This is a genomic window from Anaerococcus sp. NML200574, assembly GCF_026131665.1.
Taxonomy (GTDB): domain Bacteria; phylum Bacillota; class Clostridia; order Tissierellales; family Peptoniphilaceae; genus Anaerococcus; species Anaerococcus kampingae.
This window is the reverse complement of sequence record NZ_JAMXSM010000005.1, coordinates 39,002-61,161: the sequence shown is the minus strand read 5'-3', so window position 1 is coordinate 61,161 and position 22,160 is coordinate 39,002. Positions and strand designations below refer to the sequence as shown.

The following is a 22,160-nucleotide window of genomic DNA, read 5'->3' as shown; positions in this document are numbered from 1 at the left end:
TTGACGTTAAATTTTAAAAATAAAAAGGAGTAGACATGGAATTTAAACTAGCAGAACTTGCCTTGCCAGATTTTTCTAAGGAAGAATTTACCAAGGCAGAAAATATTAAAACATGCCCAGCAGAAGCTGATGGCATAGCCCCAGATGGCTTTTACCTTACCCACCACAAGCCTACATTTTATAAGGTAGATGGCAAGTTTATCCTACCAGACCACAACAGCCTCAACTGTGTGGCAAGTCTTGTTGATGGAAAAATTTTAATTAAGGAAATCAGGGAAATAAAAAAGGGCGATAAAATAGTTTTAGGCAGGGATGGAAATCTAGATGAAGGGATTTTTGTCGATAAAAATGCCTTTGGAGCCGATGCCTACTCCAAGCCAGGCAGATCTGTTGAGACTTCTTCTTCAAGAGACTATGACTATTTATTTGAACTTTTAAAGCATGAAAGAGATTCTGAAGATGGCTATATAGTTTGGGTCCTTGGCCCTGCAGTAGTCTTTGACTATGATACAAGAAATGCCTTAAATGCCTTGGCTAAAGAGGGCTTCATAGATTGCCTCTTAGGCGGCAATGCCATGGCAACCCACGACCTTGAGGGTGGTTATTTAAATACAGCCCTTGGCCAAAATATCTACACCCAAGAAAACCAACCAATGGGCCACTACAACCACCTAGACCTCTTAAATGAAGTAAGGATAGCAGGCTCTATCAAAGAATTTATCAAAGAAGGCCATGTCAAAGACGGCATCATCAAAACCCTATCAGCCATGGATGTACCATTTGTCCTTTCAGGTTCAATTAGAGATGACGGCCCACTTCCAGAGGTCATCGGTGATACAGATAAGGCCCTTACAGAGACTAAAAAAGAGCTAGATAAGGCCACAGTTATAATTTGTATAGCAACCATGCTCCACTCACTTTCAGTGGCAAATATGGCCTCATCCTATAGGAAAAGAGCCGACGGTACGGTTTCTCCAGTCTACCTATACTCTGTCGATGTTACTGAAAATGTCGTTCACAAGGTAGAAGCAGCCAGGGAAAACCTCGCAGTAGTGCCAATGGTGACCAATGTCCAAGACTTTGTAGTCAACCTCCAAAAGGCCCTAGTAGATGATAAAAATAGCCAGGAAGGAGAAAAGTAATGAGCCTAGAAATGCCAAAATACCATCATCCAGATTTTGATCAGGATTTTCTAAAAAATGCTCCAAATGTGACCCTAGAGGAAGTTACAGTTGATGGCCTAAGTCCTAGAAACTACCACGCCCTATCAGTTTATCCAGAATATTTCAAGATAAATGGCAAGTGGGTTCTAGCCGGCCAATCAAGAATGGATACAGTCTGTGTAGCAAATGACACAGAGGGCGGGGAGAGCGTGGATATAGTCGAATTTAGAAATCTTAAAAAAGGCGATAAGGTGGTTATCGGCCGCACTGAAGACGCTTCTGAGGGAATTTATGTGTGGACAGAGGGCTTTTTAGAGCCAGATGAGCACGTTGATACCTTCGCCTTTAGGGCTGGTAGGTCTCGTGAAACAGCCTTCTCCATGGATTATGACAATCTTTATGAAGTCCTAAAACACGAAAAGGAAAATGGGGGCTATGTGACCCTAATTGTCGGCGCTGCCCTAGCCTTAGACCGCGATTCAAGACTTGCCCTAGAAAGACTAATAAGAAATGGCTATGTAAATGCCATCTTTTGCGGCACAGAAACAGCAGCCTTTGACCTAGAAAAGGGAATCTATGGCACATCTTGGGGCCAAGAACATTTTGAAAAAGAACAAAATACAACCAGAAACCTCTTTGAGACAATCAACCTTGCCAGAAAATATGGGTCAACCAAGGCCCTTGTAGAAAGCGGACTTGTCAAGGATGGCTTTATGAAGGCAAGTGTGGAGATGGATATACCTGTTGTAATTGCAGGCACCATCAGGGATAGGCTTGGTCTACCTGAGACAATTAACAATGTCTACCAGGCCCAAAATGAGATGAGAAAGCACGCCAGAAAGACATCTACAATCATAATGATGTCTGCGATTCTTTATACAATCGCCACAGGCAACATGACCCCATCTTATAATATCTTTGATGAAAAGGTCAGACCTGTTTATATGTATACCATCGATATCCAAGAATTTGCTGTAAACAAACTCTCAGACAGGGGTACAGTCACAGCAGTATCCATGGTAACAAACGTCCAAGATTTCATCAGAAACGTGGACAGGGCCCTTAATTTATAGAAAATTAGCTAGGATAATCTAATTCAGACAATAGACAAAATCCAAAAACGCTTATCCGACTACAGAAATTTAGAAATTCTAAATTTCATAATCCTGTAAATCGCAAACTCGCTTACGCTCAAACAGTGCGATTTACGGGCGGATTATTTCAATTTGAATTTCTTGAAATTTCTTCCGAACGGAACGCTTCCTTTTGGATTTTGTCACTTTATCAATAATCTAAGCCGGTATAATCCGGCCTTTCTTTTGCCTTAAACTTCCTTGAAAACTTTTGCATTATCATGGTAATTAATGCTATAATTATTACAAGAGATAATATTTATAAATTTTTATCATTATTAAGATTTATAAATATTGTTCAACTTTTACGAAAGGAATTATTATGAACAATCAAGAATTGGCGAAAATTATCGTCGACAAGGTTGGCGGCAAGGATAATATAATATCCTACCAGCACTGCGCCACAAGACTTAGGCTAGTCTTAAGGGACTTTGATAAGATTGACAGAGATTTTATCGATGACCTAGAAGGTGTTCAAGGCACAAACATTGCAAATGGCCAATACCAAGTCATCTTAGGACCTGGCAAGGTCAACCTAGTTACAGGAGAGGTTGGAAAAATCGTTGGAGAAAGCGGATCGGCCCAGGATAGCGATGAGCCTAAGGGCAATATCCTCCAAAGAGGGGTCAAGGTTTTATCAGATATATTTGTTCCAATCATTCCAGCTATCGTTGCTGCCGGTCTTTTGATGGGTATCAATAATATCTTAACCAGTCCATTTTTTAATGGCAGGACAGATTCGATTATTAGCCTATATCCACAAATAGCAGACCTTGCTAATATGATCAACGTCTTCTCATCAGCAGCCTTTGCCTTCCTACCAGTTCTTATAGGCTTTTCTGCAACTAAGAAATTTGGAGGCAATCCATTTTTAGGAGCTGCCATGGGTATGATTATGGTCCACCCAGAGCTTTTAAATGCCTATGCCCTAGGTACAACAGCCCCTGCTGATGTGCCTGTTTGGAATATTTTAGGCCTTGCTATACCAGCAGTTGGCTATCAAGGAACAGTTTTACCAGTTCTTGCCGTATCTTGGATACTAGCAAAGATTGAAAACTTCCTCCACGATAAGACCCCAATCTGGCTAGATAACCTAACAACCCCACTTCTAGCGACCCTAATTACAGGTTTTATTACCTTTATCCTAGTAGGTCCAATCATGAGAAACGCTGGTGATATGCTTACAAATGCCATCACCTTTATTTACACCAAACTTGGTTTTGTGGGCGGGGCAATCTTTGGTCTTCTTTATGCACCAATTACCCTTACAGGTATGCACCACTCCTTTATACCAATTGAGACCCAACTTATTGCAAATCAGGCTGTGTCAGGCGGATCCTTTATCTTCCCAACAGCATCAATGAATAACGTTGCCCAAGGAGCTGCTGTTATAGCTGTTCTTCTTACAACAAAGAATGAAAAAATGAAATCAACCGCTGCCGCATCAGGTGTATCAGCCATGCTTGGAATCACAGAGCCTGCTATGTTTGGTATTACCTTAAGGCTAAGATATCCATTTATTGCTGCAATCATTGGTTCTGCAGCAGGATCTGCCTATATTGCCCTAAGACATGTACTTGCCATTGCCCTAGGAGCTGCAGGTATCCCTGGTATCATCTCAATTAGACCAGAAAATTGGCTAGACTTTATAATCGGCCTTGTAATTGCAATGGTTGTTGCCTTTGGTCTTACAATTTTCTTTGGCAAGTCAAATATGTTTGCAGCAAAGGAAAAGCCAGCCCCAAAAGCTGAGCCTAAAAAGGATGAAAAAACAGAAGAAAAACTAGTAGAAAAAGAAGAAGTTAAAGCCGCACCAGCTAAAAAGGAAATAATCGAAATCTTTAACCCTGTAAAGGGAGAGGTCTTTAATGTCAGCCAATCAGTTGACCAAACCTTCGCATCAAAGATGATGGGCGATGGGGTTTGCATCAATCCAAGCGAGGGAAGAGTATATGCCCCATTTGACGGTGAAGTTGCATCAATTTTCCCAACAGGCCACGCCGTAACCCTAACTTCCGCTGATGGCATCAATGTCCTAATCCACATTGGCGTAGACACAGTTTCCCTAGATGGTCAGGGTTTCACTAAACATGTAAAAGATGGCGATAAGGTAAAAACAGGCGACCTACTAATCGAATTTGACCCAGACCTTATCAAATCCAAGGGCCTATCTGACCAAACCATGGTAATTATAATGGATTCAGATGATATGGATATCAAATTTAAACAGGGCCTAAGAGATAAGGCTGCCAAGATAATGGAGATAAAAAATGCTTGATAGGAAAATCTACCAAGAAAATTACGGGAAATTACAAAAAATGAAGGAAGAAGTGGAAAAAGATCCGCTTCTTCTAGCTTATCACATCTATCCAGAGACAGGTTGGCTAAATGACCCAAACGGTCTCTGCCAGAAAGATGGGACCTATCATTTTTATTACCAAGCCTCACCCCTTGATGAAAATAGGGGAGATATAGGCTGGGGCCATGTTTCAAGTCCTGACCTTATAAATTATAAGAGAGAAGATTTTTTTATCTTTCCAGATAGTAAGTATGACAAGAATGGTGCCTACTCAGGTTCAGCCTTCATAGAAGATAATAAGCTTTCATTCTTTTATACAGGCAATGTAAAATACCCGGGCGACTTTGATGGCATCAACGAAGGTAGAGAACACAACACCTTAAAGATAGATTCTGATGCCTACAGCTATGGTGAAAAAATCCTCATAATGGATAATGATGATTATCCAGCAGACATGACCAAGCACGTAAGAGACCCTAAAATCTACAAGAAAGATGGGACCTACTATATGTTTTTGGGAGCCAGGTCCAAGGCTGATAAGGGCATGGTACTAGTTTTCAAATCAGAAAATTTAAAAGATTTTACCTACCACATGAGGATAGAGACAGATTATGATTTTGGCTTTATGTGGGAGTGCCCAGACTTTTTTGACCTATGTGAAAATCAAATCCTAATTTGCTGCCCACAGGGTCTTGCAAGTGAAAAATATAAATTTCAAAACATTTACCAGTCAGGATATTTTTTCATAGACCTAGATTTAGAAAATAAGACCTACAAGCTGGGAGATTTTGAAGAGCTTGACTACGGTTTTGACTTCTACGCCCCACAGACCTTTGAGGATGAAGCTGGCAGAAGGATTCTTGTAGGCTGGATGGGAATCCCAGATGCAGACTACACCAACCCATCAGTCAAATACAAATGGCAACATGCCCTGACTATACCAAGAGAGCTAAAAATTAAAAACCAAAGACTAGTCCAAGAACCAATCAAGGAATTAGAGGCCCTAAGAGGCTCAAAAATAGACCTAGAAAAAGGCAAAGTATATGAAGAATTGACCTTTGAAGGATTCGCTTACAATATAAAGGGCGATTTTAAAATAAATTTAAGAAAAGATGTGACTCTAGCCTACAAAGACGGTATCCTAGCCCTAAAAATGGGCGAATCTGGCTCAGGAAGAGATGAAAGGCTCATAAAAATAGACAAAATCACAAGCTTAAGAATATTTTCAGACAGGTCATCTCTAGAAATCTTCATAAACGATGGCGCCTACGTCATGACAAATAGGGTCTATGCCAAAGAAGGATACTTTAAATCAGAAGACCTAGATTTTGAAATCTACCCACTAGGCTCATTTACATTTTCATAAAAATAAAGCAAAAAGCTCTCAGCTGGGAGCTTTAATTTTTTAAAGGAAAGCTATGGAAACCTACACAAATAAATTTCACTCAAAGAACCTCTACATAAAAATAAAAGACATGAGTCAAATAAAGCCAGAAGACTTTGATAAGCTAATAAAAAAATCCGGCAAGGCTTTACAAATAGGCATTTATTCGGATCAGGAAGATGTCATAGCTTTTATAAAAAAGTGCGGCTTTAGACTAAGGCGAGTAACCTACGAATTAGAAGTAGGAAAAGCCGACCTAAAAAACCCCCTCATCGATAAGGATCTAAAGCTTAAAAAGACCACAAAGGGCCAAAAATCCTACCATACTTGTCTAAAGCTTCTTTATGATTATTACAAAAAAACCCACCAAAGCATAAACCCCCTAAGCCTGGGCCTAGAAGAATTTGCATGTACAATCCCAGAAAATGCCCTATATTATGAAGAAAAAGGTCAAATTATCTTTGCAGCCTTCCTAGAAGCTGACGAAATAGCCTATATATCAGGCTTTGACCTTAAAAATCCAAAAAATTTAATAGGGGCCACCCTTCTAGAAGCTTACAAAACAAATGATAAAATCTACTTTGAGGCAGACACGACAGACCCCTTGGCAAGCATGATGAAAGACTTTTTTATAGTTAACTCAAAGCCTAGCTATGAAACTTATATAAAATCCAAATAAAAAATCTCCAAGCTAGATTTTCAATAATTTCAGCTTGGAGATTATTTTATTTAAAGATATCTTTAGATATTTCTGCTCTCATGGTCATATTTGGGTTTACCACCTGGCAAGAGATTAGGTCCACTGCCATGGTCATGAGCATATTTGTGTCATAGAAATCTAGGTCAGTTTTTTTCATGATTAGGTCAGCCATATTAGCTAGGGCAAGGTCACTTGCCTCATCAATAGACTTTCTTGAGCCTATGGTGATATATTTATTGTCTACATCTATCATTGGAGTCTTGTAGGCAAAATCCTTCACAACTTCCACCTTAAGCTCAACTGCCCCATTGATTTCAAGGGCACAACCGCCTACTTCTCCATCACCCATAGCAGCGTGGAGGTCGCCTAGGGCAAGGAGAGCTCCTTCTACATTTACTGGAAGGTATAAAATAGCCCCTTCCTTAACCTGGGTACAGTCCATATTTCCACCGTGATCGTGTGGTGCACCTGTTGGTATGGCTTCTCCTGCTGGAGCTGTTCCAATTACACCAACCATCTTATTTAGAGGAAACTCTAGTCCCCTAAAATAAGCCCTATCTCCCTTCACATCGACCATCCTAGCCTTAGGCATGTCAATCTTATCACCAAGTCTACCAAGACCCTTTTCAACCATGGAAAGACCTTGGTCCACCACTTCGATTTTTTCAATAGTCACCTTTAAGACATCACCTGGCATGGCTCCTTCAACAAAAAGTGGACCTGTGGCAGGATTTACCTTGTCAAAATCAACCCCACTAAGCTCTTGGTCTTCGCTAGTTACCTCGCATGAGAAACAATCAAGAGTTTCAAAACGAACCCTGTCTCCACTTTTAGCCCTAGCAGCTTCCTTATTATCCTTATCCATGGCATAAATTACCATGTTAGTATCTATTTTAATCATGCTTTCTCCTTTGAAAATAATATTGTAAATATTATACCACATTAAAGAACAAAAACAAAGAAGAAAATATATATACAAATGTTTTACAAAAATCCCTTTTGTCATATAATAAGAAAAAAGGAGGAAATCATGGCCAAGACATCAAACCTAGTTGTAAGACTTGAACCAGAAATAAAAGAAAAGGCTGAGGCCATCTTTAAAAAGATGGGAATTTCTGCATCCACAGCAGTCGACATGTTCTACAGGCAGGTAATAGTAGATGGGGGCATGCCCTTTGCAGCCAAGGTCAAAAAGCCGGTAGACCTAGCTGACCTTAGTAGGGATCAGTTAGGTGAATTTCTTCTTGATGGCGTAAGATTAGCTGAAAAGGGAGAGCTTACAGATTTAGACACAGCTTTTGAAGAAATCTTCGAACAGACTAAATAAGTTAATTAATTATAAAAAATAGAAAGGGAGATAATTATGTATCCATATGGATTTTATTTTGACAAGACTATGATCTTAGTCCTCATAGGTTTTGTCATATCAATGCTTGCCCAGGCAAACATACAAAGCAAATATAGAAAATACGAGAAAATTAAATCAAAAAGGGGCATAACTGGAGCAAGGGCTGCACAGATGGTCCTAGATTATAATAATTACAATGATATCACAATCAAAAGGGTGAGGGGATCACTTTCTGATTACTTCAACCCAGTCACAAAGGAAGTAGCCTTATCAGATGGGTCCTTTACCGATTCATCAATAGCAAGCCTTGCCGTAAGCCTACACGAAATAGGCCACGTTATCCAATATAAGGAAGGCTATTTGCCTTTACAAATAAAATCCTTCATAGTCCCAGCAGTAAACCTAGGATCAAGACTATCCATGCCAGTTTTAATAGGAGGCTTAATCCTATCCATGCCAAAACTAGTAAGCATAGGCCTAGTATTATTTTCATTAACCCTCATATTTCAACTGATAACCCTACCGGTAGAATTTAACGCCAGCAAAAGGGCCCTAGCAGTATTAGAAAGGGCAAACATCCTAGAAGCAAGCGAAATACCAGGAGCAAAAGAAATGCTAGGGGCAGCTGCGCTTACCTATGTGGCAGCTACTATAACAACTGCCTTGCAGTTTTTAAGATTGATATTATTGTTTGGTAATAATAGAAGAAGGGATTAAGGGAGTGGCTCCCTTAATAATCCCTTTTTTTATCCTAGATAATAATATTTTCTTTATTATCCAAGATAATGGTATTATAGACTTTATTTCTTCGTTATCTTATCATGTAATTAATATTTTTATTTACTATTGAATCTTCGTCTCAAGGGGGAGCCCCAAGGGACCTTCCGCATGGTCCCTCATCGGGCTCCCCCTTGCACCCCCTCCCCGTTACACCCCCAGGCGGCCCCTAAAGCGGGGAGCATAAACAGAAGTTTGCCTTCGGCAAGCCACTCTTTGTAGACAGATCTCTTCGTAAAAGCTAGACCAATTCAAGCTGATTTTGACATTCCGATGTCTAAAAATCTCAATCTAGCCCAAATATTTATTTTGTATACACTCTACATCTCAGTAGTTACAGACTCTTTATTTGTACTCGTGCGTCAGGAAATTTTCTTAACGGCATCTCCATTTACAAAATCTCCCGACCTTGGGAGAATTATTCTGTATTCTGAGAGAATCTGGACGTCAAGGTAGACCTAAGGCTCGTTTGCCTTTGCAAACATCGCGATGAGTTGGTATAAGATACTAATCTATGGGTAGATTTAAAAGCAGAAGTCACCGTTAAGAAAATCACACTGACAACCATACTTAAATAAAAATATTGTAGTTACTAAGACAGTAAGTAAGTATAAAAAGCTTAGTTGGACTAGATTGTGATTTTTAGGGGACTTATGATTTTAAATCTGTAAGAATAAGGATAGTTAAATACGAAGTAATCCGTCATACTAAAGAAGATTTTTGAAAAAAATCTTCCTATTCTGCACTCCGCTTTAGGAGCCGAGAGGGGGTGAAATGGGGAGGTTTAAGGAGGGGCATGAGGGGGCATCGGCCGCCCCCTTCGCCCCTCCTTTAGTCGAAGTCATCAGCTTGATGACAACAATTCATCATGAGATGACAATACGAAGAATTAAAGTAAATAATAATATTATCTTGGATAATAAAAAGGGGGTTTTAGGGGAAACACCCCTAAAATATTTTTATCTTGGATAAAAAATTGTAAATTCCTACTTATCTAGTATAATTTACCTAAGAAGCAAGTGCTTCTTTTATTTAACAGATGATGGTCAGGGATAGTCAGTATCTTTTGGCCTTTACTAGGATCTTAATTTTGCCATGATTAAGATTTTATTTATAATATTAGAAAGATTGAAGGTGATTTTATGGCTGGTCTTACTAATCAGATTGAAAGATTTTTGAAACTCATGCTTGAAGATAGCGTCGATGGGGCTCTTGAGATTGGGCGAAATGACTTGGCTAGTAGGTTTGATTGCTCGCCTAGTCAGATAAATTATGTCTTATCTACTAGATTTACCCCTTATAATGGCTATCTTATCGAAAGTAAGCGTGGTGGTAATGGTTTTATTAAGATTATAACCATTGTCGAAGAGGATGATTATATAAGTTATTTGTCAAAGAATCTTAAGAAGGAAATGAGTCAATCCAATGCTTATAGCTTGTTTGATGATCTTTTTGAGAGGGAGTATTTGACTGAAAATGAACTTTTGATGGCAAAATATGCCACTAGCGATAAATCTTTGGTCGATATAGAGCCAAGGGGTAGAAATAAAGTTAGATCAAGTATTGTAAGAAGCCTTCTTCTAAGTATACTTGCGAGGAGTTAATTATGAAATGTGATAAATGCGGAAAAGATGCGACTGTAAGCCTTAAGGTGATTTTTAATGGCAATAGTCATGACATCCACCTCTGCCAGGATTGCGTTAAAAAATACGCCAAGCTTCCTAAGGATGAGGATGTGAGCCAGATTCCTGCTGAAAATCTTAATTTTGATCCCAAGGCTCTTGAAGGCCTTATCAAAAATTTCGTTCCTAGTCTTGATGAAGTGATTAATTCTTATTATGAATATAAATTTAATCAAAATAACAAAGATTTAGAATATATTATGAACCTTGATGACAAGGCCTGCCCTTATTGTGGCAATCTTGAGTCAAATATCAGGGAGGGAATCTTTGGTTGCCCTCATTGCTATAATCTGAATAAAAATTTAACTGAAAAGGTCCTTAAGACCTACAATAATTTATCAGAATACAAGGGCCGCTTTCCTAAGGCAGAAAGAGAATTTAGACAGGTCGCTGAAAGGATTAAAGACCTTTCCCAAAAGCTTGCCGAATCGGTTGAAACAGAGGATTACGAGCTTGCAGCCAATATAAAAGAAGAAATTGAACAACTAAATATGAAGGTGAAAAATTGAAAGAATTTAGCAAAGATATAATAATTTCTTCCAATCTTTCTCTAAGGAGAAATCTCAAAGGTTATGATTTTCCAACAACTATGACCTATGACGAGAGCCTGGTTATTCTTGATATCTTTAAAAATATCTTTTATGACAAGCTCCTTCTCCTAAGCGACCTTGACGATGAAACAATCGATAGTTTAATTGACCAGATGATCTTAAGCGAGGATGCCACAGACAAGCTTGCCCAAATCGGAGTGGTTTTTGAGGGAGATACGACCCTGGTTATTAATGACAGGGACCATCTTTCTATAAATATTTCAGGCTTTGACTTGGATCTTAACTCAGCCTATATGAGGGCAAATGAGATTGAAAAGGTCCTTGATGAACATTTGGATTTCGCCTTTTCTGGCGAATATGGCTACCTTACCAGTGGGGCGAGAAATTCTGGAAATGGTCTAGAAATAGCCATAAAGGCCTTCCTTTTTGGCCTTATTGACAATTCAAAGACCTACTTTGGTTTTAAGCAAGCCATGGTCTATGCTGGCATGTTCCCAAGACATTACATCCCTAAGGGCCTAAAATCATACGCAGATAAGGTCTATCTGCTTAAAAACTATGGCAATTATAGGGAAGATGTCTATTCATATCTAGCAAGTGTGGAAAATGACTTGGCTAGCATTGTCAAAAATGAGAGAAGATTTAGAAGAGATTACAAGATTTTAAACAATATAGACGATAGAAAAGTAAGAGAAGAAATAAAAATAATTGAAAACCAACTAGCAAATAATTTAGTAGAATCAAGGGAAAATCTAGCTCAAAACCTCTATGACCTTAAGAAATACAGGATTTTAGAGTATGATACATCTCTTGACAATGACCAAATCGACTATTTGCTAGCAAATATAAATAGTCACAAGTACAAGGATAATTTCGACCAGGAAAGGTCAGCATTTTTAAAGAAATATATGGGAGAGCATTATGGAAAACAATAGACTTAATAGACTTACCCAGCAAGCAAGACGTGAGTCTTATGGCCTAAACCATGATTATATAGGCACTGAACACCTCTTGCTTGCCCTAATGAAGACAGGTTCAGAGGCTAGCAAGGCCCTAGAGGCGGCTGGCGCTAATTACGAGCTCCTTCGCTCAATAGTCATAAATAATATAGGCAAGGGCACAGCCATAAGGCCAGCCACAGAATATAGCAAAAAGGTAAGAAAAACCTTGGAAACTGCGAGGTTTTATGCCAAGCAAAGAAGGGATTTGACCACAAGCGAGGAAGATGTCCTCCTAGCCATCATAAATGATGAGGATTCCTTCACCAATATCATGTTCCTCCTATCTGGAGTGGATAAGGAAGAAATCAAGAAAAACCTAAGGGACTTAAGCAAACAGGCCAAGCAAGGTGAAAAATCAAATTCAGCCTTTAGCGAAAATATAACTAAATTTACCACAAATCTCAATGAGATGGCAGAAAATGGAAGGATTGACCCGGTTATAGGCAGGGATGATGAAATAAAAAGAATTGTCCAAATCCTAATGAGAAGGACCAAAAATAACCCAATCCTAATCGGCGAGCCAGGTGTAGGAAAAACAGCAATCGCAGAAGGCCTTGCAGCCCAGATTGTCGAAGGCAAGCTTCCAGCCATCATGAAGGATAAGACCATCCTATCACTTGATATGGCAAGCATGATCGCAGGCACCAAATACAGGGGAGACTTTGAAGATAGGCTTAAAAAGCTCTTCGAAGAAGCTGCCCAATCTGACAATCTCATCCTCTTTATAGATGAGTTTCACATGGTCCTAGGGGCAGGAGCCGCAGAAGGATCAATGGATGCAGCCAATATCCTAAAGCCAATCCTTGCCAAGGGCGATATCCAGATAATAGGGGCTACAACCATTGAAGAATACAGAAAACACGTCGAAAAAGACTCAGCCCTTACCCGTCGTATGCAGCCAATCCAAGTCGATGAGCCAAGCGTGGAAGATGCTAAAAAGATAATCCTTGGGCTAAAGGATAAGTACGAAGACCACCACGATGTCAAAATCACAGATGAGGCAGTAGATGCGGCAGTGGACCTATCAGATAGGTATATCACTGACAGGTTCCTCCCAGATAAGGCCATCGACCTCATAGATGAGGCAAGCTCAAAGGTGAGGATTGCAGCCTTTAAGGAAAATCCTCAAGAGGAAGACCCAGAAGATACCCTAGAAGAACTCAAAAATCAAAAGGACCAAGCAGTAGCTGACCAAGATTTTGAAAAGGCAGCCAAGCTTCGTGATATAATCAACCAAAAGAAATTCGACCTAGAAAATAAAGAGGAAGAAGAAGTCTCAGAGGCCCTAGCCATAGGCTATGAAGATATAGCAAATATAGTCGCTAGCTGGTCCAAAGTCCCAGTAGAAAGGCTAACAGAAGATGAAAAGGCCAAATATGCAAAGCTTGATACAAACCTAGAAGGAAGAGTCATCGGCCAAAATGATGCCATAGAATCTGTAGCCCACGCCATAAAAAGGGCAAGAGTCGGCCTTAAAAATCCAAACAAACCAATAGGATCTTTCATCTTTGTAGGCCCAACCGGAGTCGGTAAAACCTACCTAGCCAAAAGCCTAGCCAAGGAGCTCTTCGGTTCTGAAGAAAACCTAATCAGGATGGACATGAGTGAATACATGGAGAAATTCGCAGTCTCAAGACTAGTCGGCTCTCCTCCAGGCTATGTAGGCTATGAGGAAGGCGGCCAGCTTACAGAAGCAGTCAGGACCCACCCATACTCAGTAATCCTCTTTGATGAAATCGAAAAGGCCCACCCAGATGTCTTCAATCTCCTCCTCCAAATCCTAGATGACGGAAGGCTCACAGACGGTCAAGGCAGGACAGTAGATTTCAAAAATACAATTATAATCATGACCTCAAATGTCGGTGTAGCAAGCCTTAACAAGTCCACATCCATAGGCTTTAGCCTAGCAGAAGATGAAGAGGCAGCTGACAATGAAAAGGCCAAGGAAGTAATAGGCCAGGCAATAAAAGATTCCTTCGCTCCAGAGTTTTTAAATAGATTAGATGAAGTAATCATGTTCAATGCCCTAGGCAAGAAGGACATCAAGGAAATCACAGGCCTCATGCTAGAAAAAAACAGGGAAAGACTCAGGGAAATCGGCATAGAAATCGTCTATGACGAGAAATTAGTCGACCTTCTAGCCAAGGAGGGCTTTAACAGCGAATACGGAGCAAGACCACTAGAGCGCCACATCACAAAGATGATTGACGATAGACTAGCAGAAGATATCCTAGATAATAAGCTAGATAAGGACATGACAATCAGAATATCAGTCAGAAATGACAGTCTAGTCTTTATAAATATAAGCAATACCAAGGTCGCAGAAAAAATCAAAAAAGAGGCCTTAAAAGTCAAATAAATTTTAAAAGCAGCCCTAAAATTTCGGGACTGCTTTTATTTTGCCAATATAAGGGCCAAATCCTTTAGTTATGGGCCCTACTTGTGGTATAATAATTAGAATGAGAGGCTTTTATGATTATTAATAACTTAGAAGAATTAAAGAAATTTGCAGATAAGCTTGCCCCAATCCTTGAGGATGGGGATGTTATAAATTTGAAGGCTGATATGGGAGCTGGCAAGACTACCCTAGTTACAGCCATTTGCAATAATTACGGAATCTACGACACCTCATCACCAACCTTTGCCTTAGTAAATATTTATGAGGGCGATAGAACAGTCTACCACCTAGACCTTTACAGGTTTGAGGATCCTGATGAGATTTTAGATATAGATTTTGAAACTTATTTTTATCCAGAAGGCGCTATCACCTTCCTAGAATGGGCAGAAAATGTAAGCGGATACCTGCCAGATGATATGATTGATATAGAGATTAAAAAGCTTGATGAAAATAGACGAGAGATAAAGATAGCTGATTCGACAGAAAGGGCGAGGAAGATTAATGAATTACTTAGCAATTGATACATCCACAATGATTTCAACTGTGACCATAGCCGATGATAAGGAAATCTTGGGGGACTTTAATGTCAACCAACTAAAGACCCACTCAGAAAGCTTGGTCCCAATGATTGAGACCCTTCTTAATCTTCTTGGTATGAAGGTTTCAGATATAGACACCTTTATCATCGCCCATGGTCCAGGCTCTTTCACAGGCCTTAGGATAGGCATGACCATTGCCAAGACCCTAGCCCAGGTGGAAAATAAGGACCTACTTACAATTTCAACCCTAAGAGCCATGGCAGCTGGCTCTACTTCAAATAAATTTAGGGCACCGATGATAGATGCCAGGTCTACCAGGGTTTATGCAGGTCTTTTTGATGAAAATCTCAATGAAATCATCAAGGAAGACCTTTACGAAATCGATGATTTTGCAAGGCTTGTCAATGACAAGGGCCTTGAGGTAGAACTCATTGGCCTTCTTAATGATAAATACTTTGATAAATTTGAAAGGGCAGTTAAGGCTCCAATCAACCTTAATACCTGCATTGGTGGCGGCCTGATAAGACTGGCCCAGACAGGAGATTATAAGCCAAGGCCTCTTTTTGAGATAGGTCCAAATTACCTTAGAAAGAGCCAGGCGGAAAGGGAATTTTTGAAAAATGATAAGAGAAATGACTGTAAATGATACAGATAGGGTTTATCAAATAGAAAATGACTCCTTTTTTGAACCATGGACCAAGAAACAGCTCCTCAAAGAATTTGAAGACAACTCATTTCTAAAACACATAGTCTATGAAAAGGACGGGGAAGTGGTAGGTTTTTATATAGTTAGCCATATCCTTGATGTGGTTGAAATCTTCACCATTGCGGTTGATAAGGATTTCAGGGCAGAGGGGATTGGAACAATCCTTTTAGACGATATTATAAAAAGAAGCGAAGCGAGCGATGTAAATGAGATTTGGCTAGAAGTGTCTACCAAAAATACAGCCGCCATCAAGCTTTACAAGAAATTCGGCTTTGTAAGCCAAAAGATTAGAAAAAATTACTACCAAAAGACAGGCGAAGATGCCTACAACATGATAAGGAAGATACATGAGTGATTTTTATACCTTGGCCATAGAGACATCTTGCGATGATTCCTCTGTAGCCATCCTAAAAAACGAAAGAGAATTATTAACCAACCTCATCTCAAGCCAGATAGATATCCATGCGCTCTTTGGTGGGGTTGTGCCGGAGATTGCCTCTAGAAAGCACCTAGAAGCCATAAATCCCCTTATAGAAAAGGCTCTAAGAGATGCAGAACTTTCCTACGATGATATAGACTTGATTACTGTAACCAAGGGTCCAGGTCTAATAGGCTCTCTCCTTGTTGGAATATCAGCAGCCAAGGCCCTAGCCTTAGCCACTGGTGCCCCACTTGTAGGAGCCAACCACATGAAAGGCCACATCTGTGCTAACTATCTATCAAACCCAGACCTTAAGCCACCTTTCATCTGCCTAGTCGTATCAGGCGGTCACACCTATCTTTGCAAGGTCAAAGATTACACAGATATAGAAGTAGTCGGTACCACCAGAGATGATGCAGCCGGCGAATCTTACGATAAGATAGCAAGAAAGATTGGATTAGGCTATCCAGGCGGCCCAAAAATTGATAAGCTAGCCAAAGAAGGCAATGGAGCAGCAATTGATTTTCCAAGAGTCATGCTGGAAAAAGACTCCTACGACTTCTCCTTCTCAGGCCTAAAGACAGCAGTTCTAAACTATGCCAACCAAGAAGAGCAAAAGGGAAGAGAAGTCAACAAGGCAGACCTTGCGGCAAGCTTCCAAGAAGCAGTAGTAGATGTCCTAGTCGCCAAATCTCTAAGGCTTCTAGAAGAAACAGGCTATAAAAACTTCGCCATATCAGGGGGAGTTGCAGCCAATTCTAGACTAAGACAGAGATTTGAAGAAGAGCTAGGCAAGAGAGAGATCGGATTTTATTATCCAGATCCGATATTATGTACAGACAATGCAGCCATGATCGCAATGGCAGGCTACCTGGACTACCAGGCAGGCATAAGGGATGACAACTTTATGAAAGTATATCCCAACCTAGACTTATGATATGAAAAGAAGAAAGAAAAATTCGTCATTAAAAAAATATAATAAACTAAACAAAATTTCAAGCCTAATCTGGGTCCTAGCCGGTTTAGGCATATTTGGCTTTGGAATATATTATATGGAAATCTTTGAGAAAATATTTGGAGTCTTAGCGGCGATTTATGGACTTGTCAGCTTATCCACAAGCAAGAGCCCAGCTGCAATCAAAAAATCCGAGCAAGGAAGACTTGCCTTTTTAGGTCTTCTTCTAATAATCTATTCCCTAGTCAACCCACTGGGAAATATAGCCATCCTCTTTGACATCTACAAGAGAGACTGGGTCATAAGAGGAGGCCTAGATGAGAAAAAGTAAAAAGCTAATCTTTCTAGCTCTCTTAATATTAATAGGCCTATCATCCACATCTTGCGTCAAAAGAAGACTGGCAAGCCTTGAAAAATCAAGGGTGGAAAGAGACATGCAAGAAAATATAGGCCCTTTAACAGAAAGCTTCTATCCAGACAAAATCGCAGAATTTAGCGAAGAAAAATACCTAAAGTGGTTCAAAGCCCTAAAAGGTCCAGCCAAGCTCAAACTCCCAGCCCCACAAGAGCCCAAAAAACTCACCAAGGCCGAAATGGTCGAAGACTTCGAATACCTATTTGCAGAATTAAAGGAAAATTATCCTTTCTTTGGTGTCCTAGATAGGAAATATGATATAGACTTTCTAGCCAATCACGATATCTACTTAGCAAGGATAAAGGCCTGCGAAAACGACCAAGACTTCATCGATGCCATAACAGACATCATGGGAGAGCTTCATAATTACCACGCCAAAATCGCCGACAGGGCCTATGTACAGACCACCCTCAGCTATTATTCACAAAATTGGAACCAACCATCGATCTACTATGAATTTATCAACCTAAATAGGCAAGCAGTCAGAAACAGGTATGACCTAGAAGGCTTTCAATCCAGGGCCAACTCAGGCAAAATAAGAAGGAAAAAATCAGGCGATGCCAAAACAGCTGCTAACCTCAGCCTAACCAGCGAAGGTGACCTAGCCATCCTCAAAGTAAGCCAGATGCTAGATGATAAGTCTATCGAAAAGGATGAGGAAATCCTAGACGAATTCTTAAGAAACAAACACATGTACAAGGGCCTAGTCATAGACATAAGAGACAATGTAGGCGGCAACATGGAATATTGGAAAAACTTCCTCTTGCCAAAGCTAGTCACAGAGCCAAAACAAGTCACAAACCACATGTTCTTCAAAGACTCAGCCAAGACCAGACTTCTCTTATCAGATGACACCATAAATGTCGAAAAACTCTTAAACGTCGACATCACAGGCATAAAACTAGACCATGCAGAAGATTTAAAAGACTTCGCCTACTACATCAAAGACATCGTAGCTATAAACCCAGACGAAAGCAAAAAAGACAACGGCTACGAAGGCAAAATCTTCCTCCTAGTCGACAAAGACGTCTTCTCAGCAGCCGAAGGCTTCGCATCCTTCATCAAGCACACAGAGCTAGCCACCATAGTAGGCAGCCAAACAGGAGGCGACGGGATAACACTTGGAGTAATAAACTCAGTCCTCCCAAATTCAGGTCTAGTCTACACCTACACCAACACCCTAGGCTACGCTCCAGATGGCACCATCAACGAAGAAAACCCAACCACCCCAGACATAGAAACAGGTACCTATAGACAATCCCTACAAAGCATAGAAAGCCAAATACAAAATTAAGAGACCCAAAAGGGTCTCTTTTTTATCTATATTGAGGGCCCTGAATTTACATTGTTTTCACCTAAATTTCCCTACTCCCCTTGCGGAGTTTATCCCGAGCGAAGTCGAGGGAACTGAAGTCGAGAAGCCTATTAGTCCTGCTATGCTAAAAAGCCCTACCAATAAGAAAACCAAACCCATTATCAAAGCACCCATTTCGAGCAAATATGAGTGCAAGCCTGTCCGGCTCAAAGAGGACCTCCTGGGACCTGTATATCAAGCAACCTGTATCTACATCGTCCTCATGTAAATCTCCCAGTTACCCTTGCTTCGACCTTGTGGAGAAGCCTATTAGAATCACTAATCTTATAAGCCCTAACCATAACAAAAGTGAAGCTATATTATTAAAAACTTAAAAACAGGAGAACTCACAATACTAATTATCATTATCAATGGGTGTCTACTAGTGGACTTTATATAATGAATACTATATTGGAAATTCTTTATATAGTAGATCGAATATATAGGATTTACCATAGTTTATAATGATTGGTCTAAGGGTTTTGTTAAAAATTTGGATAATATATCTACAAATTTCTCCAAGCAAAAGCCGCAGGCTTTGGTTTTATTTCTTTCCTCTATTCAAATGACAAAATACTAATTATCATTATCAATTGGTGTTTACTGGTGGACTTTATATAATGAATACAATATTGGAAGCTCTTTATATAATAATATTTAGCTAATAATTTTATCTTTTGGGATGTATTTTAAATTGTAAATGTCTACATTCTTTATTTTAACAAATTTCTATAGGTCTTAGAAAAATCACCCATGCAAAAAGCCCGAGTTTAGGTTGTCGGGCTTTGGTTTTATTTCTTGTCTTTATTTTTATTTAGGATTGCAAAGGCTCCTATAGCCACTACTAAGATTATGCCGACATAAGCGATGCTTTTTATACCTGTTTTTACGTAGGATGTGGATGAGGTATTGGTTGGGGCGTCTTTTTTGTCATCTGCATCTGATGACTTGTCTTCTGCTCCGCCTATGGTCACTGTTTCTGGTGTGCCGCTGATTGGGTTTTGGGCGGTGCTAGCAGTCTGGCTATTGTCTGTGACTGTGGTGGTTGCAGGTGTGGAGCTTGTTTGATCTGTACTAGTTGTTTGGCTTGAGTCAGAGGATTTGACCTCGCTTTCTAGGAATTGCTTGATAAAGTTATTATCATCTAGAGGTAGGGTAAATCTTCCGTCATTCTTGAGTTCATCTTCACTGATATAGTCGTTGTTGTCAGTGTTCATATTATCAAGCTCTTTTCTTTGATCAGCTGATAATTTTTCGTAAGCCTCCTTAATCTTAGGATTGCTAGACTTGTAGAAGGCGGAATTCTCGTTAATCTTATCTTCGCCCACCTTCATCTCATTGCCGCTAGATAGGTAGCTAGGGTTTCTAAGAGATGTAGACTCGTGTTTGAGAGGCTTGGCGGTATTTGTTTTAACTACTTGGTCAAGCTTTTTGTATAAGTCCTCTATACTTGCCTTATCAGCTTCACTTAAAGCCTCGCCATTTTTAATCTTCTCATTGGCAGAGGTCAAATATTCATAGACTTCCTTAAAAATATCATCATAGGATTTTCTTGCTTCGCCAGATGTATTCTTGTAATAAAGCGAATTTATAGCTGCTTCATAATAGGCATGAAGGGTGTTAAGGTCGGTCTTATCTAGCTTATCAGCATAGAAAAGCTCGCCCTTAATGATATAATCATTGACCCTAGCCTTGATAGCTGCAATATCAAGGTCCACTGCGACCTTCTCTCCACTAGCATCCATAAGCTTGGTTAAAGAATCAAGCCCAGCCGCAAGAGCCTCCTTATCAGCGGATTTGGTATTTACAAGCTTGACATAATCAGTTAAATCAAGGCTTGGGATATTTCTAGCCTCTTCAATCTTAGAAAGAAGGGCAAACCTAGCATCAAACTCCTCAATATAGAGAGGATCCTTAGCAAAATCCACCGTAAGTTCAGTATCTTCATCATCGCTAACCACATCACTTGCAAGAATTTGAAATAATGAATTAGCCACTTTATCATCATCACTAGCAAAAGATTGGCCACAAAGCCCCACAAAGAGCCCCAAAGCCATAAAAGTCGCTAGAGTTTTCTTAAAATTAATTCTCATAATATCTTCCTTTACTCATATAGATATATTATATAGAAATATAGGGAAAAATCAACAAGAAAAGCCTTAAAACGGGGAGGATTTGTGGAAAATTGGACCTTTTGTAAAGAAGTATAAAAAGAGCAGACCCTTGAGCCTGCATCATTATATTTTTAAACTATTATTTATCTTTTACATCATCCGCTTTATTTTCTAGCTCCAAGAACTTATCGAAATCGCTCTTATATAATTTATCTTGAATTATTCTATATTTTTCAAACTCGCTTTCAGCATGTTTTCTAGCAAGTATAGCACTCACCTTTCCGGCATCTTGCAATACTTTCGAATCCCAAATCATTAGAAATCCATTGAGTCTTTTTTCCCAATCTTCCATAGTCATTGGAATATGTCTTTCTGCTTGCATTTCTGCCATATCCAAATAAGCTGATACAATTCTTTGCATCTGGCCTAGTTCTTTTTCACTTAAGTAATTTTTGGCAACAGATACATCATACTTGTGGATTTTAGAGTCAGGAGAGCCATCCCAGTTTGTAAGTCCCATATTATCCTTCTTATGATTGGCTCTATCATATATTAATTCAGCCGCGGTTTTTCCATGGATAGCATAGTGTAATTTATTTTGAACAGCTGCAAAAAATCTTCTTGTAGCCTTGGCAGATGGATCATAATCTAAAGAAGTAGCATAAATATCGGTGATTTTTTGGTAAAATCTTCTTTCGGATAGTCTGATTTCACGTATCTTTGCTAATAACTTATCGAAGTAGTCTTCAGTTAGTCTAGTCCCAGAATTCTTGAGCCTTTCATCATCAATGGCCCATCCTTTAATAGTATAATCTTTTATTATTTGGTTAGCCCATTTTCTAAATTGAACCGCACGTTCATCGTTAACTTTAAATCCTACGGCAATAATTGCCTGTAAATTATAATGCTTTGTTTCTCTTGAAACGTTCCTATTACCTTCTTTTTGAACTATTAGGAAATTCCTAATAGTTGCTTTTTCTTGCAGTTCCTTGTCTTCAAATATATTTTTTAAATGTTCATTTATAGTAGAAACACTCACATTGTAGAGAGTAGCCATCATCTTTTGAGTCAGCCAAATATTTTCATCTTCATATCTTATTTCAATAGCATCTTCATCATTTCCTGTGGCAGCTATATAGGTCAAATATTCAGCAGCAGAAGATCTAATTTGCTTTTCATCTTTATTTAATTCTCCGCTCATAATACCTCCAGGTATTTAT

21 protein-coding genes are annotated in these 22,160 nt (G+C 39.5%); 18 read left to right on the top strand and 3 right to left on the bottom strand.

Features of this window, described 5'->3' with window-relative positions; all coding sequences use genetic code 11:
* Positions 1–35: 35 nt before the first annotated feature.
* From NH286_RS04035 to NH286_RS04015, 5 genes are all read left to right on the top strand, one after another.
* The gene (locus tag NH286_RS04035; RefSeq protein WP_265237074.1) at positions 36–1,142 is read left to right on the top strand and encodes a hypothetical protein; all 1,107 of its coding nucleotides are present in this window, start codon (positions 36–38) and stop codon (positions 1,140–1,142) included.
* Entirely contained in the window at positions 1,142–2,236 is a 1,095-nt protein-coding gene (locus NH286_RS04030; protein WP_106461361.1) for a hypothetical protein, read from the top strand. Before NH286_RS04035 ends, NH286_RS04030 begins: the two co-directional genes overlap by 1 nt.
* Before the next feature lie 382 nt (positions 2,237–2,618).
* Positions 2,619–4,574: a sucrose-specific PTS transporter subunit IIBC gene (locus NH286_RS04025; protein ID WP_265237072.1), complete on the top strand. Its 1,956-nt coding sequence runs from the start codon at positions 2,619–2,621 to the stop codon at positions 4,572–4,574.
* A complete protein-coding gene (locus NH286_RS04020; protein WP_265237070.1) occupies positions 4,567–5,961 on the top strand; it encodes a glycoside hydrolase family 32 protein in 1,395 nt (464 codons plus the stop codon). The genes NH286_RS04025 and NH286_RS04020 overlap by 8 nt, the downstream gene beginning before the upstream one ends.
* A gap of 52 nt (positions 5,962–6,013) precedes the next feature.
* The gene (locus NH286_RS04015; protein WP_265237068.1) at positions 6,014–6,658 is read left to right on the top strand and encodes a hypothetical protein; all 645 of its coding nucleotides are present in this window, start codon (positions 6,014–6,016) and stop codon (positions 6,656–6,658) included.
* Between the two features lie 46 nt (positions 6,659–6,704).
* Here NH286_RS04015 and NH286_RS04010 read toward each other — a convergent pair whose 3' ends face one another.
* Entirely contained in the window at positions 6,705–7,580 is an 876-nt protein-coding gene (locus NH286_RS04010) for an acetamidase/formamidase family protein (protein WP_265213463.1), read from the bottom strand.
* Positions 7,581–7,709: 129 nt separating this feature from the next.
* On the opposite strand from NH286_RS04010, the gene NH286_RS04005 reads away from it, so the two are divergent.
* The 13 genes from NH286_RS04005 to NH286_RS03945 all read left to right on the top strand — a co-directional run bounded on the left by NH286_RS04005 (position 7,710) and on the right by NH286_RS03945 (position 18,766).
* The gene (locus NH286_RS04005) at positions 7,710–8,006 is read left to right on the top strand and encodes a type II toxin-antitoxin system RelB/DinJ family antitoxin (protein ID WP_265237066.1); all 297 of its coding nucleotides are present in this window, start codon (positions 7,710–7,712) and stop codon (positions 8,004–8,006) included.
* A gap of 36 nt (positions 8,007–8,042) precedes the next feature.
* Positions 8,043–8,744, top strand: a complete 702-nt coding sequence (locus tag NH286_RS04000; RefSeq protein ID WP_265237064.1) for a zinc metallopeptidase — start codon at positions 8,043–8,045, stop codon at positions 8,742–8,744.
* Positions 8,745–9,578: 834 nt separating this feature from the next.
* Positions 9,579–9,776 (top strand): hypothetical protein, encoded by a 198-nt coding sequence (locus NH286_RS03995; RefSeq protein ID WP_106461367.1) that lies wholly within the window; start codon positions 9,579–9,581, stop codon positions 9,774–9,776.
* Between the two features lie 170 nt (positions 9,777–9,946).
* Positions 9,947–10,408, top strand: coding sequence for a CtsR family transcriptional regulator (locus NH286_RS03990; protein WP_106461368.1), 462 nt, complete (start codon positions 9,947–9,949; stop codon positions 10,406–10,408).
* 2 nt (positions 10,409–10,410) lie between these two features.
* Positions 10,411–10,995, top strand: a complete 585-nt coding sequence (locus tag NH286_RS03985) for a UvrB/UvrC motif-containing protein (RefSeq protein ID WP_106461369.1) — start codon at positions 10,411–10,413, stop codon at positions 10,993–10,995.
* Entirely contained in the window at positions 10,992–11,972 is a 981-nt protein-coding gene (locus NH286_RS03980; RefSeq protein ID WP_106461370.1) for an ATP--guanido phosphotransferase, read from the top strand. The genes NH286_RS03985 and NH286_RS03980 overlap by 4 nt, the downstream gene beginning before the upstream one ends.
* Positions 11,959–14,397 (top strand): ATP-dependent Clp protease ATP-binding subunit, encoded by a 2,439-nt coding sequence (locus NH286_RS03975; RefSeq protein WP_106461371.1) that lies wholly within the window; start codon positions 11,959–11,961, stop codon positions 14,395–14,397. Before NH286_RS03980 ends, NH286_RS03975 begins: the two co-directional genes overlap by 14 nt.
* A gap of 113 nt (positions 14,398–14,510) precedes the next feature.
* A complete protein-coding gene (gene tsaE, locus NH286_RS03970; protein WP_106461372.1) occupies positions 14,511–14,957 on the top strand; it encodes a tRNA (adenosine(37)-N6)-threonylcarbamoyltransferase complex ATPase subunit type 1 TsaE in 447 nt (148 codons plus the stop codon).
* Positions 14,938–15,621, top strand: coding sequence for a tRNA (adenosine(37)-N6)-threonylcarbamoyltransferase complex dimerization subunit type 1 TsaB (tsaB, locus tag NH286_RS03965; protein ID WP_106461373.1), 684 nt, complete (start codon positions 14,938–14,940; stop codon positions 15,619–15,621). The genes tsaE and tsaB overlap by 20 nt, the downstream gene beginning before the upstream one ends.
* Entirely contained in the window at positions 15,596–16,036 is a 441-nt protein-coding gene (gene rimI / locus NH286_RS03960; RefSeq protein ID WP_106461374.1) for a ribosomal protein S18-alanine N-acetyltransferase, read from the top strand. The genes tsaB and rimI overlap by 26 nt, the downstream gene beginning before the upstream one ends.
* Positions 16,029–17,039 (top strand): tRNA (adenosine(37)-N6)-threonylcarbamoyltransferase complex transferase subunit TsaD, encoded by a 1,011-nt coding sequence (gene tsaD / locus NH286_RS03955; protein ID WP_106461375.1) that lies wholly within the window; start codon positions 16,029–16,031, stop codon positions 17,037–17,039. The genes rimI and tsaD overlap by 8 nt, the downstream gene beginning before the upstream one ends.
* Before the next feature lies 1 nt (position 17,040).
* Positions 17,041–17,388, top strand: a complete 348-nt coding sequence (locus tag NH286_RS03950) for a hypothetical protein (protein WP_106461376.1) — start codon at positions 17,041–17,043, stop codon at positions 17,386–17,388.
* Positions 17,375–18,766 carry a S41 family peptidase gene (locus tag NH286_RS03945; protein WP_265237055.1) on the top strand — a complete coding sequence of 464 codons (1,392 nt, stop codon included), beginning with the start codon at positions 17,375–17,377 and terminating at the stop codon, positions 18,764–18,766. The genes NH286_RS03950 and NH286_RS03945 overlap by 14 nt, the downstream gene beginning before the upstream one ends.
* Positions 18,767–19,617: 851 nt before the next feature.
* Here the strand turns inward: NH286_RS03945 and NH286_RS03940 are convergent.
* The gene (locus NH286_RS03940) at positions 19,618–20,919 is read right to left on the bottom strand and encodes a hypothetical protein (protein WP_265237053.1); all 1,302 of its coding nucleotides are present in this window, start codon (positions 20,917–20,919) and stop codon (positions 19,618–19,620) included.
* 160 nt (positions 20,920–21,079) lie between these two features.
* A complete protein-coding gene (locus NH286_RS03935; RefSeq protein ID WP_265237051.1) occupies positions 21,080–22,141 on the bottom strand; it encodes a virulence RhuM family protein in 1,062 nt (353 codons plus the stop codon).
* Positions 22,142–22,160: the final 19 nt, after the last annotated feature.

Coding starts and splice junctions, on each gene's coding strand:
- NH286_RS04025 (WP_265237072.1), top strand. CDS start 2,619: ATGAACAATCAAGAATTGGCGAAAATTATCGTCGACAAGGTTGGCGGC.
- NH286_RS04035 (WP_265237074.1), top strand. CDS start 36: ATGGAATTTAAACTAGCAGAACTTGCCTTGCCAGATTTTTCTAAGGAA.
- NH286_RS03995 (WP_106461367.1), top strand. CDS start 9,579: ATGGGGAGGTTTAAGGAGGGGCATGAGGGGGCATCGGCCGCCCCCTTC.
- NH286_RS03985 (WP_106461369.1), top strand. CDS start 10,411: ATGAAATGTGATAAATGCGGAAAAGATGCGACTGTAAGCCTTAAGGTG.
- NH286_RS03990 (WP_106461368.1), top strand. CDS start 9,947: ATGGCTGGTCTTACTAATCAGATTGAAAGATTTTTGAAACTCATGCTT.
- NH286_RS03975 (WP_106461371.1), top strand. CDS start 11,959: ATGGAAAACAATAGACTTAATAGACTTACCCAGCAAGCAAGACGTGAG.
- NH286_RS04015 (WP_265237068.1), top strand. CDS start 6,014: ATGGAAACCTACACAAATAAATTTCACTCAAAGAACCTCTACATAAAA.
- NH286_RS04030 (WP_106461361.1), top strand. CDS start 1,142: ATGAGCCTAGAAATGCCAAAATACCATCATCCAGATTTTGATCAGGAT.
- NH286_RS03945 (WP_265237055.1), top strand. CDS start 17,375: ATGAGAAAAAGTAAAAAGCTAATCTTTCTAGCTCTCTTAATATTAATA.
- NH286_RS03935 (WP_265237051.1), bottom strand. CDS start 22,141: ATGAGCGGAGAATTAAATAAAGATGAAAAGCAAATTAGATCTTCTGCT.
- NH286_RS04000 (WP_265237064.1), top strand. CDS start 8,043: ATGTATCCATATGGATTTTATTTTGACAAGACTATGATCTTAGTCCTC.
- NH286_RS04005 (WP_265237066.1), top strand. CDS start 7,710: ATGGCCAAGACATCAAACCTAGTTGTAAGACTTGAACCAGAAATAAAA.
- NH286_RS04010 (WP_265213463.1), bottom strand. CDS start 7,580: ATGATTAAAATAGATACTAACATGGTAATTTATGCCATGGATAAGGAT.
- NH286_RS04020 (WP_265237070.1), top strand. CDS start 4,567: ATGCTTGATAGGAAAATCTACCAAGAAAATTACGGGAAATTACAAAAA.
- tsaD (WP_106461375.1), top strand. CDS start 16,029: ATGAGTGATTTTTATACCTTGGCCATAGAGACATCTTGCGATGATTCC.
- NH286_RS03940 (WP_265237053.1), bottom strand. CDS start 20,919: ATGAGAATTAATTTTAAGAAAACTCTAGCGACTTTTATGGCTTTGGGG.
- NH286_RS03950 (WP_106461376.1), top strand. CDS start 17,041: ATGAAAAGAAGAAAGAAAAATTCGTCATTAAAAAAATATAATAAACTA.
- rimI (WP_106461374.1), top strand. CDS start 15,596: ATGATAAGAGAAATGACTGTAAATGATACAGATAGGGTTTATCAAATA.
- tsaE (WP_106461372.1), top strand. CDS start 14,511: ATGATTATTAATAACTTAGAAGAATTAAAGAAATTTGCAGATAAGCTT.
- tsaB (WP_106461373.1), top strand. CDS start 14,938: ATGAATTACTTAGCAATTGATACATCCACAATGATTTCAACTGTGACC.